The organism is Salinimicrobium oceani, assembly GCF_012037645.1.
Window position 1 is genome coordinate 127,053 of the sequence record NZ_JAAVJR010000001.1, and the last position, 18,220, is coordinate 145,272.

The 18,220-nt window shown below is 42.3% G+C and carries 19 protein-coding genes; 9 read left to right on the plus strand and 10 right to left on the minus strand.

Annotation, left to right across the window (positions count from 1 at the left end; all coding sequences use genetic code 11):
- The first annotated feature begins 9 nt into the window (after window positions 1–9).
- Entirely contained in the window at window positions 10–606 is a 597-nt protein-coding gene (locus tag HC175_RS00520) for a response regulator transcription factor (RefSeq protein ID WP_168136567.1), read from the plus strand.
- An 86-nt stretch (window positions 607–692) separates the two neighbouring features.
- Here HC175_RS00520 and ettA read toward each other — a convergent pair whose 3' ends face one another.
- Window positions 693–2,381, minus strand: coding sequence for an energy-dependent translational throttle protein EttA (ettA, locus tag HC175_RS00525; protein ID WP_168136568.1), 1,689 nt, complete (start codon window positions 2,379–2,381; stop codon window positions 693–695).
- Window positions 2,382–2,785: 404 nt separating this feature from the next.
- Between ettA and HC175_RS00530 the strand changes: the two genes are divergently transcribed.
- Entirely contained in the window at window positions 2,786–3,454 is a 669-nt protein-coding gene (locus HC175_RS00530) for a hypothetical protein (protein WP_168136569.1), read from the plus strand.
- An 81-nt stretch (window positions 3,455–3,535) separates the two neighbouring features.
- Here HC175_RS00530 and HC175_RS00535 read toward each other — a convergent pair whose 3' ends face one another.
- Complete coding sequence (locus HC175_RS00535; protein ID WP_029037509.1) at window positions 3,536–3,715, minus strand: CAL67264 family membrane protein; 180 nt, start codon at window positions 3,713–3,715, stop codon at window positions 3,536–3,538.
- A gap of 221 nt (window positions 3,716–3,936) precedes the next feature.
- On the opposite strand from HC175_RS00535, the gene HC175_RS00540 reads away from it, so the two are divergent.
- The 3 genes from HC175_RS00540 to HC175_RS00550 all read left to right on the plus strand — a co-directional run bounded on the left by HC175_RS00540 (window position 3,937) and on the right by HC175_RS00550 (window position 7,749).
- The gene (locus tag HC175_RS00540; RefSeq protein ID WP_168136570.1) at window positions 3,937–5,565 is read left to right on the plus strand and encodes an acyl-CoA carboxylase subunit beta; all 1,629 of its coding nucleotides are present in this window, start codon (window positions 3,937–3,939) and stop codon (window positions 5,563–5,565) included.
- 12 nt (window positions 5,566–5,577) lie between these two features.
- Window positions 5,578–7,212: a M1 family metallopeptidase gene (locus tag HC175_RS00545; protein ID WP_168136571.1), complete on the plus strand. Its 1,635-nt coding sequence runs from the start codon at window positions 5,578–5,580 to the stop codon at window positions 7,210–7,212.
- 114 nt (window positions 7,213–7,326) lie between these two features.
- On the plus strand, window positions 7,327–7,749 hold the full coding sequence (locus tag HC175_RS00550; RefSeq protein WP_168136572.1) for a DoxX family protein: 423 nt from the start codon (window positions 7,327–7,329) through the stop codon (window positions 7,747–7,749).
- Here the strand turns inward: HC175_RS00550 and HC175_RS00555 are convergent.
- The 6 genes from HC175_RS00555 to holA form a co-directional block, all read right to left on the minus strand.
- Window positions 7,746–8,843, minus strand: coding sequence for an AMP-binding protein (locus HC175_RS00555; RefSeq protein ID WP_168136573.1), 1,098 nt, complete (start codon window positions 8,841–8,843; stop codon window positions 7,746–7,748). The genes HC175_RS00550 and HC175_RS00555 overlap by 4 nt on opposite strands.
- Before the next feature lie 56 nt (window positions 8,844–8,899).
- Entirely contained in the window at window positions 8,900–9,844 is a 945-nt protein-coding gene (locus HC175_RS00560) for a CPBP family intramembrane glutamic endopeptidase (RefSeq protein WP_168136574.1), read from the minus strand.
- An 8-nt stretch (window positions 9,845–9,852) separates the two neighbouring features.
- Window positions 9,853–10,887 carry an o-succinylbenzoate synthase gene (locus HC175_RS00565; RefSeq protein ID WP_168136575.1) on the minus strand — a complete coding sequence of 345 codons (1,035 nt, stop codon included), beginning with the start codon at window positions 10,885–10,887 and terminating at the stop codon, window positions 9,853–9,855.
- Between the two features lie 9 nt (window positions 10,888–10,896).
- Window positions 10,897–11,577, minus strand: a complete 681-nt coding sequence (locus HC175_RS00570; protein WP_168136576.1) for a metal-dependent hydrolase — start codon at window positions 11,575–11,577, stop codon at window positions 10,897–10,899.
- Between the two features lie 67 nt (window positions 11,578–11,644).
- On the minus strand, window positions 11,645–12,547 hold the full coding sequence (gene menA, locus HC175_RS00575) for a 1,4-dihydroxy-2-naphthoate octaprenyltransferase (protein WP_168136577.1): 903 nt from the start codon (window positions 12,545–12,547) through the stop codon (window positions 11,645–11,647).
- Entirely contained in the window at window positions 12,547–13,551 is a 1,005-nt protein-coding gene (gene holA, locus HC175_RS00580; protein ID WP_168136578.1) for a DNA polymerase III subunit delta, read from the minus strand. Before holA ends, menA begins: the two co-directional genes overlap by 1 nt.
- A 61-nt stretch (window positions 13,552–13,612) precedes the next feature.
- Here holA and HC175_RS00585 point away from each other — a divergent pair, with 61 nt between their 5' ends.
- The 4 genes from HC175_RS00585 to HC175_RS00600 all read left to right on the plus strand — a co-directional run bounded on the left by HC175_RS00585 (window position 13,613) and on the right by HC175_RS00600 (window position 17,320).
- Complete coding sequence (locus tag HC175_RS00585) at window positions 13,613–14,056, plus strand: type I restriction enzyme HsdR N-terminal domain-containing protein (protein ID WP_168136579.1); 444 nt, start codon at window positions 13,613–13,615, stop codon at window positions 14,054–14,056.
- A gap of 72 nt (window positions 14,057–14,128) precedes the next feature.
- Window positions 14,129–15,121 carry a glycosyltransferase family 2 protein gene (locus tag HC175_RS00590; protein ID WP_168136580.1) on the plus strand — a complete coding sequence of 331 codons (993 nt, stop codon included), beginning with the start codon at window positions 14,129–14,131 and terminating at the stop codon, window positions 15,119–15,121.
- Window positions 15,122–15,212: 91 nt separating this feature from the next.
- Complete coding sequence (locus HC175_RS00595) at window positions 15,213–16,046, plus strand: OmpA family protein (protein WP_168136581.1); 834 nt, start codon at window positions 15,213–15,215, stop codon at window positions 16,044–16,046.
- A gap of 173 nt (window positions 16,047–16,219) precedes the next feature.
- Complete coding sequence (locus HC175_RS00600) at window positions 16,220–17,320, plus strand: hypothetical protein (RefSeq protein ID WP_168136582.1); 1,101 nt, start codon at window positions 16,220–16,222, stop codon at window positions 17,318–17,320.
- Here the strand turns inward: HC175_RS00600 and HC175_RS00605 are convergent.
- Complete coding sequence (locus HC175_RS00605) at window positions 17,315–17,935, minus strand: L-threonylcarbamoyladenylate synthase (RefSeq protein WP_168136583.1); 621 nt, start codon at window positions 17,933–17,935, stop codon at window positions 17,315–17,317. The genes HC175_RS00600 and HC175_RS00605 overlap by 6 nt on opposite strands.
- A gap of 70 nt (window positions 17,936–18,005) precedes the next feature.
- Window positions 18,006–18,218 (minus strand): HVA1 family protein, encoded by a 213-nt coding sequence (locus tag HC175_RS00610; protein ID WP_168136584.1) that lies wholly within the window; start codon window positions 18,216–18,218, stop codon window positions 18,006–18,008.
- Window positions 18,219–18,220: the final 2 nt, after the last annotated feature.

Genomic DNA, 18,220 nt, shown 5'->3' on the forward strand with positions numbered 1-18,220 from the left:
AAGTGACTTATGAATAAGATATTATTAATTGAAGATGAAATTATTATAGCAGAGAGCCTGAGGTTATTCCTGGTAAAGCATGATTATAAGGTAGAGATAGCTTCTAACGTGGAGAAAGCAGTTGGAAATCTCGAGCGGTCTGAATTCAGCGGAGTGATATGTGACATCAATCTTCAGGAGATGATGAATGGTATTGAAATCATTCAGAGATACCATGACCTGGAGAAACATGGCCCTGTAATTTTCTTAACAGCTTATTCCAATCCACAGGTTATTGAAGATGCCGAGGCGGTTACTCCATATGCCTATATCATAAAGCCTTTTAATAATCAGCAATTGCTCACTACGCTCAATCTGGCTATAAAGAACAGGGCTGCTTTTTCACCACCTCAGAATTGTAAGGAACTCATAGAGAATCTGAGTGAGCGCGAAATCCAGATCCTGCAGTTACTGGCAACAGGTAAGACCAATCGCGAAATTGGCCGATCTTTGTTCATTTCCAAATTCACAGTAGATACTCACGTCAAGAACATCAAGGAAAAGCTGAATCTCAATAAAAAAGGAGAGCTCATAAGATTTGTATTATCTAACCGGCTCCAATCTTAAAGATGGTCAGAAAATAATGGCACAAAAAAACCCCTTACCAACTGTTCAACGAGCAGGAAGGGGCTTGAATTTAATAGAATAATTATCTATCTCACTAGTTTCTTGTACTTGATCCTCGTAGGCGTAACATCTCCAAGTCGTTTCTTCTTATTCTCTTCATATTCCGAGAAACTGCCTTCAAAGAAGTAGACTTCAGAGTTTCCTTCAAAAGCGAGAATGTGCGTACAAACGCGGTCCATAAACCAGCGGTCGTGGGAAATGATCACAGCACAACCTGCAAAGTTTTCCAGACCTTCTTCCAAAGCCCGAAGCGTGTTTACATCAAGATCATTGGTTGGCTCATCAAGTAACAGGACGTTACCTTCTTCCTTAAGGGTCATGGCTAAGTGCAGCCTGTTTCTTTCCCCTCCAGAGAGTTTACTCACTTTCTTGTTCTGCTCACTTCCGCTAAAGTTAAACCTGCTTAAATAGGCTCTGGAATTTACTTGTCGGCCGCCCATCATGATCAGCTCCTGCTCATCGCTGAAATTCTGCCATATGGTCTTTTCCGAATCAATATTAGTATGGCTTTGGTCAACATAAGCGATCTTAGCGGTATCACCCACCTCGAAAGTTCCTTTATCTGGTTTTTCCTCGCCCATGATCATTTTGAAGATGGTGGTTTTACCAGCCCCGTTGGGTCCAATAATTCCAACGATCCCCGCCTGCGGCAGTTTAAAATTAAGATCATCATAAAGCAGTTTATCTCCAAACGCCTTACTTACCCCCTGGGCTTCAATCACGTTTGTGCCCAGCCTTGGCCCATTGGGAATATAGATCTCCAATTGCTCGTCCATTTGCTTTTGATCCTGGCTAAGCAATTTATCATAGTTATTAAGACGGGCTTTTTGTTTTGCCTGCCTTCCCTTAGGTGCCATACGAGACCATTCCAACTCACGTTCGAGTGTCTTTTGTCTTTTGCTGGCCTGCTTTTGTTCCTGGGCCAGGCGTTTAGCCTTTTGGTCAAGCCAGGAAGAATAGTTTCCTTTCCATGGAATGCCCTCTCCCCTGTCAAGTTCCAGGATCCATCCTGCAACGTTGTCAAGAAAATACCGGTCGTGGGTCACGGCAATTACTGTCCCTTTATATTGCTGAAGGTGTTGTTCCAGCCATAACACAGATTCTGCGTCGAGGTGGTTGGTAGGCTCATCGAGCAGCAACACATCGGGCTCCTGAAGCAATAGGCGACATAGCGCCACTCTTCTTCTCTCCCCACCCGAAAGTACTCCGATCTTTTTCTCGGGGTCTGGAGTACGCAATGCATCCATGGCGATCTCCAGTTTAGTATCCAATTCCCACGCGTTGCTTGCATCGATCTGGTCTTGAAGTGCAGCCTGCTTATCCATAAGCTTCTGCATTTTATCGGGATCTTCATAAACCTCGGGCAGCCCGAACATGTCATTGATCTTATTGTATTCTTCAAGAATGGCAACAGTTTCGGCCGCCCCCTCTTTTACTATTTCCAAAACTGTCTTCTCGTCATCAAGCTTTGGTTCCTGTTCAAGGTACCCCACAGAATATCCCGGAGCAAAAACAACATCTCCCTGATAGTTCTTTTCTTCGCCAGCAATTATCCTTAGAAGCGTTGATTTTCCCGACCCATTTAAACCAAGAATTCCAATTTTCGCTCCGTAAAAAAAGCTGAGGTAAATGTTCTTAAGAACCGGAGTATTTGCTCCCTGGTACGACTTTGTCAAGCCCGACATGGAGAAAATCACTTTCTTGTCATCTGCCATAAAACGTGTTTTTTATTTATTTCTGAAGGATCTTTCGCCCTTCATTAAATTTCTGCTTAAAGAACAAATATCCAAAATTTCAGAATCATTTAAGGGATGCTGCTCAATTAAATTCCGAAGCAGGATCGCCTGTATTGCTTCTGAAGACTAACGAGCGGCAGACAGGTTATAAAAAACTATGTGATCTGAATCATTGCTGAAGCTATTTGCATCAGAATAACAAGGTTGAACTTCTGAAGAAGTCCGTTTTTATAAGGCCTCTAAAATGTCATTTTTGAGACCTCATTAAATTTTCCTTTCGGCAATTTCCAATCCTTTAAAATTTGCCGAAATACCTAATTCTGGGTATTGTGGTATTCCGGTTAAAAGAATACATTCACTTGAATGAATTTAAATATCAGGATATGAGAAAGTTAAAAGGATTCTTTTTAAGCGGATTATGTTTAACGATCTCATTATTATGTGCCACCTCTGGCCTCAGTCAGGAAATCACAACTTCCGAAAGAGATTATAAGGTGAGACCGGTAAGGCTGGGAATAAAATTAGGCTTTCCTAACGTTGCCGGGGGGAATCTGGAATATGTAACGCCTTTACTTAATGACAGGCTATCGGCAACCCTGGATTACTCCATCATAAAATCTGACTGGATCCTTGCTGAAGAAGAACCAGATAATACGGATAACACTAGTATGGATTTTTCTTACTTCGAAATTGGCCTGAACTACTATCTCTTTAAGTCGGGCAAAGGATTGTATACCGGTATAGGTTACAATAATTTCAGTTTTGAAGGCGAGACCAGTGTGGAGAGCAACGGTAGGGATGGCACCGGCTTCGTTGATTATAAACACGGCTCCCTTCACGTCAAGCTGGGCGCAAAGCTTGGAGGCCTTTTCTACTTCAGGCCCGAAATTGGTTACTCCTTTTCTTCCCTGCCAGAGACCATCAGTTACATTGCCGATTATGAAGATGGCACCTCAGAAACTGAAACTTTTGACCTGGTTGAAGAATTAGCAGTGCCAGATATTTTCTTTAAGGGATTAATGGCCAATATAGGAATTGGCTTTGCATTTTAAATTTGAAAAAGATTTGATTTCAGCAAGATCTTAAGGATCATACCTTTACCTAACCTCTTCATTGAGGGAGGAATACTTCTGCTAAACTCTGCCTTTTAGGGCGTTAAAAGCCCAGGACATAACGAAAAACCCGATTCCCACTGTAGAAAATCCTATAGCATAATCCTCATATTTCAATACACCCAATAAAACAAGGGCGATGCCAATAAGGAGCATGCAAAATGATGCCCAGGCAAAAATTGAATTCTTATTCATTCCCATCGGTCTTCAGATAATAGTTTTTGAAAAATCTGCTTAAAGGTGATAAAGGTATGGGCATGCAGGTGCCCGTACTATGACAAAGATCGTATTTTTAATTAATTTATTAAAGAAATTTTAGTTGTCGGGTTTTTGTATTTTAGCAACCATCGATAAAAACCGACAGGTGGAAATTTAACCCTTCTGCCAATTCTAAATAAAAAAACGATCATTTAACCTTATCAATGGATATTCAATTCAACAAAAACGAAGACCATAATAAATTACTAGTTTCCGACCTTAAACGACGCCTTAAAGAAATAAAATTAGGCGGTGGGGAAAAGCGAATTAAAAAACATCATGCCAAGGGCAAGATGACTGCGAGAGAAAGAGTAGATTACCTCCTGGACGATGCAGCCTCGGCAATAGAAATAGGCGCCTTTGCAGGAGATGGCATGTACAGGGAGCACGGAGGTTGTCCCAGCGGTGGGGTAATTGTAAAAATTGGAAAGGTTTCAGAGAAACAATGTATCATTGTTGCCAATGACGCTACTGTAAAGGCTGGCGCCTGGTTTCCTATTACCGCCAAAAAGAACCTCAGAGCTCAGGAAATTGCCATCGAGAACAGGTTACCCATCATTTATCTTGTGGATTCTGCAGGAGTCTATCTACCTATGCAGGATGAGATCTTTCCCGATAAGGAACACTTCGGAAGAATATTCAGAAATAATGCTGTAATGAGCAGCATGGGAATAACCCAGATCTCTGCTGTTATGGGCAGCTGTGTCGCCGGTGGGGCTTACCTGCCAATTATGAGCGACGAAGCTCTGATTGTGGAAAAGACCGGCAGTATTTTTCTGGCAGGCAGCTACCTGGTAAAAGCAGCTATTGGAGAAAGTATTGACAATGAAACCCTGGGCGGTGCCACTACCCACAGTGAAATTAGCGGGGTGACAGATTACAAGGCAAAAGACGACAAAGACGCTCTCGATACCATTAAAGGCCTAATGGACAAAATTGGTGATTATGAGAAGGCGGGGTACAACAGGAAAGCACCAAAAAAGCCGGTCAAAGATCCGCAGGAGATCTATGGGATCCTTCCTAAGCTGCGCCATGAGCAGTATGACATGAGAGAGATCATCGCCCGACTCGTTGATGATTCGGAGTTCCAGGAATACAAGGAAGGTTACGGACAAACCATTATCACGGCCTATGCCCGAATTGATGGTTGGGCCGTAGGAATTGTTGCGAACCAACGTAAGATCGTCAAAAATGCCAAAAAAGAGATGCAGTTTGGGGGAGTGATCTACTCAGATTCTGCAGATAAGGCAACAAGATTCATAGCCAACTGTAACCAAAAGAAGATCCCGCTGGTATTTCTTCAGGACGTGACAGGATTTATGGTAGGCAGCAAAAGCGAACACGGCGGAATTATCAAGGACGGCGCAAAAATGGTAAATGCAGTGAGTAATTCGGTAGTTCCCAAGTTTACCGTGATCATTGGAAATTCCTATGGTGCCGGTAATTATGCCATGTGCGGAAAGGCCTATGACCCGCGCCTCATTTTTGCATGGCCTAGTGCCGAACTGGCGGTTATGGGCGGCACACAGGCTGCAAAAGTACTGGCGCAAATTGAAACTGCTTCCATGGAAAAAAAGGGACAGCAAGTGGATGCCGAAAAAGAAAAGGAGGTATTCGAGGAAATAAAAGCAAGATATGACCGGCAAACCTCTGTATACTATGCAGCAGCACATTTATGGACAGACGCAGTGATAGACCCATTGGATACTCGCCGATGGATCTCAACAGGGATCGAAGCTGCCAACCATGCACCCATAGAAAAAGACTTTAACTTAGGAGTGATCCAAACCTAATTCCCCTCAAAAATGCGAAATTTTGCACTCATTCTGGTAGCCGGTCTTTTGGCTGCCACCCCAGGTAAAGCCCAGGTGTTATCGAACAAACAACAATTTACAGAAGCCGATACCCTGCGCGGGTCTCTGCGGCCAGAACGAGATTATGATGTTCTGAAATACGATCTCGACGTACGGGTAGTACCTGAAGAAAGATATATTTCAGGTTCAAATAAGATCAGCTTACAGGCTGAAGCAGATTTGCCGGTAATTCAGGTGGATCTTTTTCAGAATATGAAAGTAGATTCGATTTTGTTCCGAGGTAGAAGAATGGAATTCAAAAGAAGACATAATGCAGTCTTCATTGATCTGGTTCCAAAAATGACAAAAAACACTGTTGATTCCATACAATTCTATTATTCAGGAAAACCTGTTGTGGCCAAAAATGCACCCTGGGACGGCGGCTTCGTTTTTGAACAGGATGAAGAAGGTAATCCCTGGATCGCAGTTGCAGTACAGGGAACCGGAGCTAGCCTTTGGTATCCTAACAAAGATCACCAGAGTGACGAACCCGGGGAAGTGTCTATTGGAGTTGCAGTGCCCAATAACCTCATGAATGTATCTAACGGCCGTTTTGTAGGCAAAGATATCCTTGAAGATGGCTACACCCGCTGGAACTGGAAAGTGGAGAGTCCTATTAATAATTACAATGTGGTGGTCAATATTGGGAACTATGTTCATTTTAAGGATAAATTCCGAAATCTGGACCTCGATTATTATGTGCTGCCATACAATCTGGAGAAAGCTAAAAAGCAATTTGAGGAAGTAAAATTCATGATGGATTGCTTTTACGAAAAATTCGGAGCCTACCCTTTTGAAAAGGATGGCTTCAAACTTATTGAGACTCCGTACCTGGGGATGGAACATCAGAGTGCTGTTGCCTATGGTAACCAGTATAAAATGGGATATTTAGGAAATGATCTGAGCGGCACCGGCATTGGTTTGAAATGGGATTTTATCATTATTCATGAAACGGGACACGAATGGTTTGGGAATAGCATCACAGCTCGTGATATAGCCGATATGTGGATACATGAAGGCTTCACTTCCTATTCTGAAGCTGTGTATATTGAATGTCGCTGGGGTAAGGAAGAAGCTTTGGAGTACCTTCAGGGAATTCGGGCCGGCATTGGTAACAAACGCAGCATTATTGGAGATTATGGCGTGAACAGTGAAGGTTCTGGTGATATGTATCATAAGGGTGCCAACCTGCTCAACACGATTAGAAGTATCTATAATAACGATGAACTATGGTGGAAAACGCTTAAAGATTATACGGAAACAAACCGTCACAAGATCATTGGTACCAGCACTACCGAAGATTTCTTTAATGAGGCCATAGCTTATGACCTGCAGCCAGTTTTTGATCAGTACCTGCGGCACACTGCAATCCCCGAATTGCAGGTAAAGAAGCAGGGAAAGCAAGTATTGTTTCGCTGGAAAGCTGATGTAGCGGGTTTTGATATGCCGGTAGATGTCTTGATCAACGGCAAGGAAATTCGCCTTCACCCCACGAGTGAGTGGCAAACCCTTAAACAAAAAGTTAGCAATCCAGAGGAGATCAAGGTGGTTAATAAAGAATTTTACATCAACAGAAAAAACTTGTAAGCCACTTCTGAAATACAACAAAAGGTTTCTGATATTTCGGAAACCTTTTTTTTTGTACCCAAAGCTAAATAAGTGCCTAATTTTTAGTAATTTATACCTTCTAAATTTCAGGTCATGATGACGATAAAATCACTCAACAAGTGGGCCAATGCGCATACTTCTTATCCGCTTGACCTTCTAAGAATTATTCTGGGGGTATTCTTTTTTCTGAAAGGCGTCCAGTTTGTGGCGCAGACCCAGATGCTCACCGAACTCATTGCTCCACTAAAAGGCTATGGCGGGGTGATGTTGTTGATCCATTATATTGCACCCGCGCACCTGGTAGGTGGGCTGCTTATTGCCTTTGGATTATTGACCCGCTGGTCTCTTATTGCACAAGTGCCGATCTTACTCGGCGCAATTTTCATCAACTTTGTAGGTGCCTTCCACTGGGGCAATCTCTTACTGGCTCTGCTGGTTCTGGCTATAACAGGCTTCTATATTTACTATGGATCTGGAAAACATTCGTTGGACTATTATTTCAAGATGCAGGTCTAAGACATCCTGCTTTTAAGAGTATTAGCACGATGGATCTTTCCGTTTTGCGTTTCTTCAAATTTCTCTACGAAATATATCTTTTTTGGCACCTCAAATTTTCCGAGTTTACGGCAATTCTTTATTTCTCTTTCCAGGTTGTGAAGCGCGGTTTCGGAGAACTCGCTTTCTACCATTAGAACAAGCTTTTCACCCAATGCAGCATCGGGAAGGGAGGTTACAAAGAATCTATGTGCTATTATGGGCGCAAGCTTTGATTCAATTTCTTCAGGATATAATTTCACTCCTCCCGAATTTATCACGTTATCAATTCGGCCTTTCCATATAAAATTCTTTTCAGAAAGTAGTTCCACCACATCGTTGGTCACCAGGACCTCATCTGTAATTTGCGGAGCCTCAATTACCAGGCAGCCTCTATCGTCTGTAGATAACACCACATGTGGCAAAGCCGAGAACGGGATAGGATCATCCTCGTTTTTTCGGGAATTTACATGCCTGGCAGCGATATGTGAAACTGTTTCGGTCATTCCATAGGTTTCATATACCTCTGTACTTATACCCTGCACCAGGCTGCGCAAATTCGTTGAGACTGCTCCACCTCCTACTATAAGTTTCCTAATGAGGTGCAGGCGACTTAAAGAATTATCAAGCTGAAAGGGAGTCATTGCACAGAAGTCATAGATCTTAAAGATCCTGTCTAAGGGATTGGCCTTTGGAAGTTCCAGGTCGATTTTCCACCCCAGCAGCATGGCTCTTACCAACATCATCTTACCGGCAATAAAGTTGACCGGCAGGCAGTGCAGAGCCGTAGTCCCTGCAGGCAGTTCAAAGAATTTACCTGTAGCACGGGCACTATTGATCATGTATTGCTTTTTGATCCTTATGCGCTTTGGAGGTCCTGTGGATCCAGAAGTCTTTACCTCGACATAGTCCTTATCATTCAACCAGTCAAGCAGAAAGTTTCCAGCCTGTCCTTCATAGGGTTCTCCCTCCTTGATAAGGCTGTAAGCTACTGCTGCCAACTCTTCATTCGTATAATACAGACCGTTCAATCTGAATTCCGGATGAGTTTCTGGTAAACTGAATTGATTTTGCATTCCTTTAATAAAATTTAACTGCTTAAAGCCTAAAGTTAACAAATTGAGCAGAAAAACTAAATCTCTTCAGAATACTTTAAGGTTTCGGGCCGGGTCACCCTTCCAAATAATTTGTCTTTCCAGTTATTCCAGCGATAGGTTTTGGCCATAAGGAAAAGGAAAACCGGATACACGATAAGCACCGGAAGCAAAATATCCAGTCCTGCCGAGGGTTCAGAAACATCTTTCAGAACAGAGTTTGTTTCGAAAGCCGTCCAGTCGGCAGTGATCAGTAATGCTCCTACCAGGTTATTACCAGCATGGAATCCTAAAGCCAGTTCCATACCCTCATCCATGAGGGTCATGATCCCTAAAAGCAGTCCCGTACCAATGTAGTAGACCATAATAATATATCCCAGTTTTTCCACTTCCGGATTCCATAAGTGCAGACTACCAAAGATCACAGAGGTCACTATGAGCGGCACCCATTTGTTCCCAGCAAGTACTCCCAGCCCCTGCATAAGATAACCCCGGAATAAATATTCTTCAAAACTGGTTTGTAACGGCACCATGATCAATGCAATCGCTGCTAAAATAAGAAAAGGAACTGCTTGAAAATTCCATAAAAAATCTTCCGGCCTTAAATTATAGTCTATCAAAGTAGTAACCACGGTAAAAACTGCGATAATGCTAAACCCAAAGAAAACTCTTCCCCAGTCTACCTTTTTTCGAGAAGTGGTAGCATCTTTGATCTTTTGGTTATGAAGATATCTTATCACGAAGAACAGCGCAGCCAGCCCTACTGCAAAAGACAGTAGCAATAGAAAGAAAGCCAGATTTGACTCCAGTACGTTAAGCATTTCTTCCTGGGTAAGCGTGAGGATCTCGGGCCCTGTCTCAAGAAAGATCGCTGCCATTAACGGCAAAGCTCCAAATAATTGCCAGGCTAGAAAAACGAGGATGATCCCAATAAAATAACGCCACCACTCGGTTTTTGCGTTGTAAGCTTGCTTTATGAACATTGTATAAATTAAAGGTTAAAATTCCAGTTTTTGGATGGTCTGTACCACAATTCTCCTGCAGCAACTTCTAGAGGGGCTTCAAAATTGTTGGTGTACAATCCTCCCGTCCCCAATCCCTGGGGCATTTTATTTTCAAGAGTAATGGTATATTGAGCAATGGCGTTCAAACCCACGTTACTTTCAAGGGCACTCGTGATCCACCATCCCACATTATTTTGGGCAGCAGCTGTAATCCATTCATTAGTCCCTCGTATCCCTCCAATTAAACTAGGTTTAAAAATAAGATACTGAGGCTTTACTTTCTCAATAAGCTCCTCTTTATCATTGACTCCTGTAACGCCAATGAGTTCCTCATCAAGCGCAATAGGTAACGGCGTCCCGGCACATAGATTGGCCATTTCCTCCAGCTGGCCCGCCTTAACGGGTTGTTCTATACTGTGCAAGGATAAATCACTAAGGCGCTTCAATTTTTCCATAGCTTCGGAAGCTGAAAATGCCCCGTTGGCATCTACCCGAATTTCAATTTCATCTGAAGAAAATTCCTTTCTTATAAATTTCAACAGGTCCAGTTCGGCTTGAAAATCTATAGCTCCGATCTTCAGCTTAATACAGCCAAATCCCTGTTCTATTTTTTCCACGATCTGCTCCTTCATAAACTTCTTCTCTCCCATCCATACCAGTCCATTTATGGGGATCGAAGAATTTCCGCGGGTGAATTCAGAAGGAAATAAGAGGAATGGAGTACTGGCAGCGAGAGATCTGAATGCCATTTCTACTCCAAATTGTATACTGGGAAATTGCCGCAGTTCCTCCCAGAGTTTTGCAGGCCCCTCCTCTATATGCTCACATACCCATTTTAACTGTTCCTCATATTCTGGCCTGTCATCATAGCTAAGTCCTTTAAGAATTCCGCATTCTCCAATTCCTTTGCGGCCATCTTTTTCCAGGATCAAAAACCAGCTTTCCTTGTGAGTGATAATACCCCGTGATGTGCCGCTGGGCCGTTTAAAATTGAGAGTGTACTTTTGGTAGGTTGCTTGCACGATTCCAGATTACAGTTCTAGACTTTCCCCTGTTTCCAGAAGCATGAGATCCTTGCCTTTTTCATAAAATTTTCTTTTGGCCTCCTCATGATCAATTTCAATATATCCAAAAGTATCATAGTGGCAGCCTAAGACCTTGTCGCAGCCTACAAAATCACTGGCAATAATAGCATCCTCAATGCCCATTGTAAAATTATCTCCAATTGGTAAAATTGCCAGGTCGAGCTTTGTATGCATCGGGATAAGCTTCATATCCATAGTGAGCGCGGTATCTCCTGCAATATAAATGTTCTTGTGCTCTCCTTCAATGACAAATCCGCCGGGTTGGCCACCGTAACTGCCATCTGGGAAGGAACTGGTATGAATAGCATTAACATATTTGACGGTACCAAAATCGAAAGTCCATTTTCCGCCATGATTTAAGGGATGAACTTCTAAACCTTTTTTCTCGTAGTGTGAGGTGATCTCATAATTACTAATGATCACAGCTCCTGTCTTCCTGGCTATAGCTTCAGCGTCAAGAGTATGATCTTGATGAGCATGAGTGAGCAGGATATAATCTGCCTTGAGCTCTTCAATATTCACCTTATCTTTCACCTTCTCATTTCCTGTTATAAAAGGATCTACCAGGAGATTAATACCTTTTACTTCAATAGCAAACGTGCTGTGCCCATAGTGTGTGATCTTCATGATTTTCAGTTTTAACACAAATTACAAAATCCCTCAAATATACCTCTCAAAAATGCCATTTTTGAGCCTATATTATTTGAGCCAGAGAAAAAAGCAGCGCTAATAAGAATGTACTTAAAGCGAGAGTTTTCAGTTCCGGATCCAGTAGAACGGGATTATCATTTTCCATTACTCTTTTCAGGTGAAAGAGTAATGGAATAAAAGCAAACAGATAAAGCAGGTCGTCAATTCCTGTAAAGGAAAAAGCAGAGAAGAGAATACTGCTGGCAAATGCCAGCAGGAGCAGGAAATAATGATATTGTTTTGCATTCTCGGCGCCCATTTTTACTGCAAGCGTGTGTTTTCCTGCTTTTTCGTCGGCAGCCCTGTCCCGCATATTATTTAGGTTTAATACACCTGCGCTCAACGATCCAATTGCGGCAGCAGGTAGAAGCACTCTCCAGTCCCATGCCATGCTGTATAGAAAATAGGACCCATATACGCTCACAATTCCAAAAAAGAGAAAAACAAAGATGTCTCCCATGCCTTTATATCCATAGGCCGACTCTCCCACTGTATATTTTACGGCTGCTACAATTGCAGCTATTCCGAGGAGTAAAAAGAAGAGGCCGTAAAAAAGATTTCGGGTTCCAAAGGCCACCCAAATTAGCAGGACTGCAAAAATAAAGGTAAGTACCGCTGTACCTACCATTCCCCAGTACATTTCTTTCCGGGTAATCAAGCCGCTTTGCAAGGTGCGCTGTGGCCCTACCCTGTCTTCATTATCTGTACCCTTCACAAAGTCGCCATAATCATTAGCAAAGTTAGAAAGGATCTGCAGGCCCAGGGTCGTGGCAATGGCAAGAGCAAAAATTACAGCATTGAACTTTTCTTGTGCCACGGCAATCGAACTCCCCACTAATATTCCCGAAATAGACAGGGGAAGGGTACGCAGTCTCGCGGCACTCAACCAGGAATTAAAATTAGCCATTATCGCATTATTTTTACCAGTAATTCTTTTAGCAGATCGCCCTGCGGTACATTTGCTGCTCCCACGCCCTTGCCTTTTACATCGGCCTCTCGAAGAAAGGAAATGATACTACTCACCTTTTTCATATTGTAATTCTTCGCTGCCGTGACATAATCGCTCACGAAAAAAGGATTGATCTTTAAAACTTTGGCTACATTTCCTTTAGATTGATCGGACAGGGCGTGATACTGTTGCAACTGCGAGAAAAAGCTGAAGAGCAACGCAACGGTCACTACCATAGGATTGTCTTTTTCGTTTTGCGAGAAGTAGTTAATGATCCTGTGCGCCTTTAAAGAGTCCTTCATCCCTATGGCCTTGCGCAGCTCAAAGTTGTTAAAATCTTTGCTTATCCCAATGTTTTCCTCAATAAGTTCGGGGGTAATAGTTGTTCCTTTAGGCGCAATAAGCTGTAATTTCTGAAGCTCATTGTCAATTTTTCCCAGTTCATTTCCCAGGAACTCAAGCAGCATTTGGGCAGCTTTTGGAGCAATTTGGTAACCCCTGCTGTGCATTTCCTTTTGAATCCAGTCTACCACCTGGTTATCATAGAGCCGCTTATTGTCGTAAAGCACTCCATTCTTTGCTATCGCCTTGTGTAATTTTTTACGCTTGTCAAGTTTCTTATACTTGTAATTGATCACCAGCACTGTTGTTGGCTGCGGATTCTCGGCATAACTAGTAAGCTGCTCAATGGTTCTGGAGAGATCCTGTGCTTCCTTTACTATGATCACCTGCCTCTCGGCCATCATGGGAAAGCGCTTAGCGTTTCCTATAATATCATCTATAGAAACATCTCGGCCATAAAGCACCATCTGGTTAAAACCTTTCTCATCCTCCTGCAGCACGTGATCTTCTATGTAGTCTGAAATCTTATCAATAAAATACGGCTCCTCTCCCATTAAAAAATAGATAGGCTTCACCTCTCCTTTTTTGATGGCAGTCACAATACTTTTTACATCATCCATTTATTGGTGGTTTTCTGAAGGTACAGTGCAGAATTTTATTCTGAAAACTCTATTTTTGGGCATGCATACGCTTAACTTTCCCCAGTACTCATTCAGGCTCAAAAATAGCGAAAATAAAATAGCTGTTTTTGACGAGCTTCGGAAAAAATTTATTCTCCTTACTCCCGAAGAATGGGTAAGGCAGCACGTGGTCCAATTTCTTTTGCAGGAAAAGAGATTCCCCAAAAGTTTGCTGAATGTTGAAAAGCAGTTAAAGATCCATGATCTTGTAAAAAGATATGATATTATCGCATATCAACCCGATGGCGGTATTCACCTGGTGGTAGAATGTAAGGCCGCTTCTGTTCCTATTACTCAGGAAACTTTTGATCAGATTGCCCGATATAACCTGGCGCTCCAGTCAAAATATCTTATGGTGACCAACGGGCTGCAGCATTATTTTTGTCGGCTGGACTATGAAAATGAACGCTATGACTTCCTGCCCGACCTGCCGGAATGGGTTTGAAAAATGTCATTTTTGGCACCTCTCTTTTTTTTAACTTCTGAAGGTTGCTGGATTTTAACTTAATTTGCAGCAGTGAAAGTCGCCGTCGTCATATTGAACTGGAATGGAAAATCCCTGCTAAAGCAATTCCTACCTTCAGTTGTAAAGCATTCTCCAGAAGCTGAAATCTATGTAGCCGATAATGCATCATCTGATGATTCCATTGGTTTCTTAAAGAAAAATTTTCCGCAGGTAAGGCTCATTCAGAATAAATTCAATGGTGGATTTGCAAAAGGATACAATGACGCACTCGAGCATGTCAAGGAGGAAATCTTTGTGCTGCTCAATAGTGATGTGGAAGTGACACCTGGCTGGTTAGAGCCTTTGATCGAGATCTTTGATCAAAATGACGATGTTGCCGCTGTACAGCCAAAGATCCTCGACTTTAGAAAGCGGACACATTTTGAATATGCCGGTGCTGCCGGTGGATTTATTGATGCCCTTGGCTATCCTTATTGTCGGGGACGCATATTTGACACCCTTGAAAGAGATGAGCACCAATATGACGATACGACGCAGGTATTCTGGGCCACTGGTGCCTGCATGGGCATTAGGCGAAAGGATTTTTTTGATGCGGGAGGCTTCGATGAAGATTTCTTCGCACACCAGGAAGAGATAGACCTGTGCTGGAGACTCTTTAATCGCAATAGGAAAGTAATGGCAGCTGGTAACTCGGTTGTTTACCATCTTGGAGGGGGCACTCTTAATAATATGCATCCAAAGAAGACATTTTTGAATTTCAGGAACAGCCTTTTTACACTTGTGAAGAATGCTCCAAAGAAAGGATTACCTCAAAAAATCATTTTAAGACTTCTTCTTGATGGGGTCGCAGGGATGCGGCTGCTCCTGCTCCTCCAGCCTTCTCATACCCTGGCGATCCTAAAAGCGCATTTTGACTTCTACAAGAATTTAAGAAAAATGTGGCAAAAAAGGCTAAAAATTCAGAATAAAGAAAAATATTACACCGAATTTACCGTTGTAGGGGCATATTACCTGAAAGGGAATAAGAAGTTTACAAAGCTCTAATTTCCCTTAATTAGGTGTAATAAAATTTCGCAGAGAACTCAGATTTTGTATTTTTGACACGTTTAACATTTAATCACAACAATTAGGAATTATGAAAAAATTCATGCTTTTATCGGCCACTGCCGCTCTCCTTTTTTCTTCCTGTGTATCTCAGAAGAAATATGCCGAGTTGGAAGCTCAACAAAAAGAAACTCAAGATAAGCTCAACACTGCTACAGTGAAGCTTAACTCGTGTCTCGATGAAAAAGAAAGATTAAACCAGCAAATTAGCCAATTAAGCAATCAAAATACAGCGTTATTGAACAACGTAGGTGATCTTGCTACTTTATCTAAGAAAGAAGCTGAAAACCTTGAGCGTTCTCTGGAAAGTATCAAAGAAAAAGATATGAAGATCCAGCGTATGCAAGATGCTATCACTAAGAAAGACTCTGTTACTTTAGCTTTAGTAACCAGTCTTAAAGGTGCTCTTGGAAATATCAATGATGAAGATATCCAGATCAACGTAGAAAAAGGTGTGGTATATGTTTCTATTTCTGATAAACTTTTATTCGAAAGCGGAAAATACAATGTAACTCAACGTGCTAAGGAAGTTCTTGGTAAAGTTGCTACAGTTGTAAAGAACAGACCGAACATAGAGTTTATGGTTGAAGGTCATACAGACGACCAGCCAATTAGAAATGCAGTGCTTCAGGACAACTGGGATCTATCTGTGAAGAGAGCTACATCTGTAGTTCGCGTACTTCAGGAAGACCATGGAGTTGAGCCACAAAGAATGACTGCTGCAGGTAGAAGCTACTATGTACCAGTTGCATCTAACGACACTGCTGAAGGAAGAGCTCAAAACAGAAGAACACGTATCGTGATCCTTCCTAAACTTGACCAGTTCTACAACCTTATTGAAGAAGGTATGCAGACTGCTAAGTAAGCATTTCTCTTACAAGATCAAAGCCCGGCCAATGCCGGGCTTTTTTTGTTTCAGACCGTTTCCTTCAAAATTTCCTACAACTTTAACATGTTAATATTCAGTTAATTACGAAACATTAAGAAGGCTTTGGGTTATTTTTACGACCCCTACCCGAACCTAAAATCATACCTGCAATGTTACATGTGCCTGTTAGAAAAATCCTTCTAGTGGTTTCCCTGGCTTTTTTAGCCTCTTGTGAACCAGAAAACGTAAATATTGAAACTCCCGAAAGCAAAGTCCTGAACTCTCTTCTGGAAAAAAGCAACAAAGACCAGGGAAAATCAAACATTCCGAAAGCACCAAAGACAGAAAATCTTAGAGATCATATTCTGGAAGCGGTGTCGCCAACAGAATGTGGCGCAACAGAGTTCACGGAAGTGGTTTGGAGACATTTCTCTGCCCTGGCTTCAGATGAACTTGCAGTAGCCAGTATGGATCATTACTTATTCCTGCAGCAAAATGCAGTGCGACTTGGAATAGGAACCGATTATTTTGGCAGAAACGGGGAATATACCAAACATGTTGAAAGAACCAGGCGATCACTGGAAAGGTTCTGGAATATGCACAACCAGATAAGGGTGCTGGGTCAGCACAATGAAACTCTTGATCACCGGGAGAAATTATCTGAGATCATCTGGTATTCTATGCAGGATCTCGAATCTAAGGAAGACGTATATCCAATGGTCGATGAAATACTGGAAAGAAACAAACTTTCACCAGTGCTACCCGATTCTCCTTTCTTTGCTGCCGACGGCGTTGCACGCCCCGATAACGAGATTATCCTGGGGGATGGCCTTATACAAATGTTTTCTGAAACGGGACTCGAGGAATCGATCGTTTGGTCGGGAATCCTTTCTCATGAATGGGCGCACCAGGTGCAGTTTGATCATTTTGCAAGCTGGTACCCGGCCGGCACCTTTAGCTCTACCGCAGAAGAAACCAGGGCAGTGGAACTCGAAGCCGATTTCTTTTCTGGATACTATCTAACTCATAAAAGAGGAGCGACTTTTAATTGGAAAAACGTAGAGCAGTTCTTCGAACTCTTCTACCAGTCAGGAGATTGTTCTTTTAATTTTGAACAGCATCATGGCACTCCACTGCAACGTAGAAAAGCCACTTTTGAAGGTTACTTATTAGCAGAAGCTGCAAGTAAAAAAGGTCATATCCTAAAGGCAGAAGAACTTCATGAGATCTTTGTAAAACAGGTCCTGCCTCAAACCGTGAGTTCGCTATAGGATCTCGATGCTGCCTTTCCCCTCTCTTATCACCTCTGGTTCAGGAGTGGTGAGATCAATTACTGTTGAAGGAATATTATCGCCGTAACCACCGTCAATTACGAAATCCACAAGCTTATCCCACTTCTCCAGGATCAATTCTGGATCTGTGGTATATTCCAGCACCTCATCATCATCTCGAATGGAGGTCGAGATAATTGGATTCCCAAGGCCTGCCACCAGTGCACGACAAATATTATTATCGGGAACTCTTATGCCTACAGTTTTCTTTTTTCTAAAGACTGCTGGCAGATTGTTGTTTCCAGGCAGTATGAAAGTATATGGCCCAGGAAGATTCCTTTTTAGAATTCTAAAGGTTTGTGTATCGATCTGTCTTACGTAGTCTGAAAGATTACTCAGGTTCTCACAGATAAAGGAGAAATTTGCTTTTTCAAGTTTCACGCCGCGAATCTGAGCTATTTTTTCAAGAGCTGCGGTATTGGTGATATCACAACCCAGCCCGTAAATAGTATCTGTAGGATAAATGATCAAGGCACCATCTCGCAGGGCGTCAACTACACGTTTTATTTCTTTGGGATTTGGGTTTTCCTCATAGATCCTGATAAGTTCTGCCATAATGTGATTGATTTAAATGCACCAAAAATTACAAAATTCCGGTGCCTTCTAACAATAATTTCAGAAAAAATTAATCGATCCGCTCTACTTCACTTTCCAGTTTGAGTACTTCGTTCCCATTTTCCTGCTGTATGAACAGGGCTTTGTTCCCAGGTTTCCCTTTTCGCGTAACCTTTGTGCCCTTAATGGTAGTGGTCACTTCATGATCAAAGGTGTTCTTTACTTTGCCTTTTCCAAGGCCTTTCCCCCATTTCCATTGCACATTTGTTCCTTCTCTAATCATCT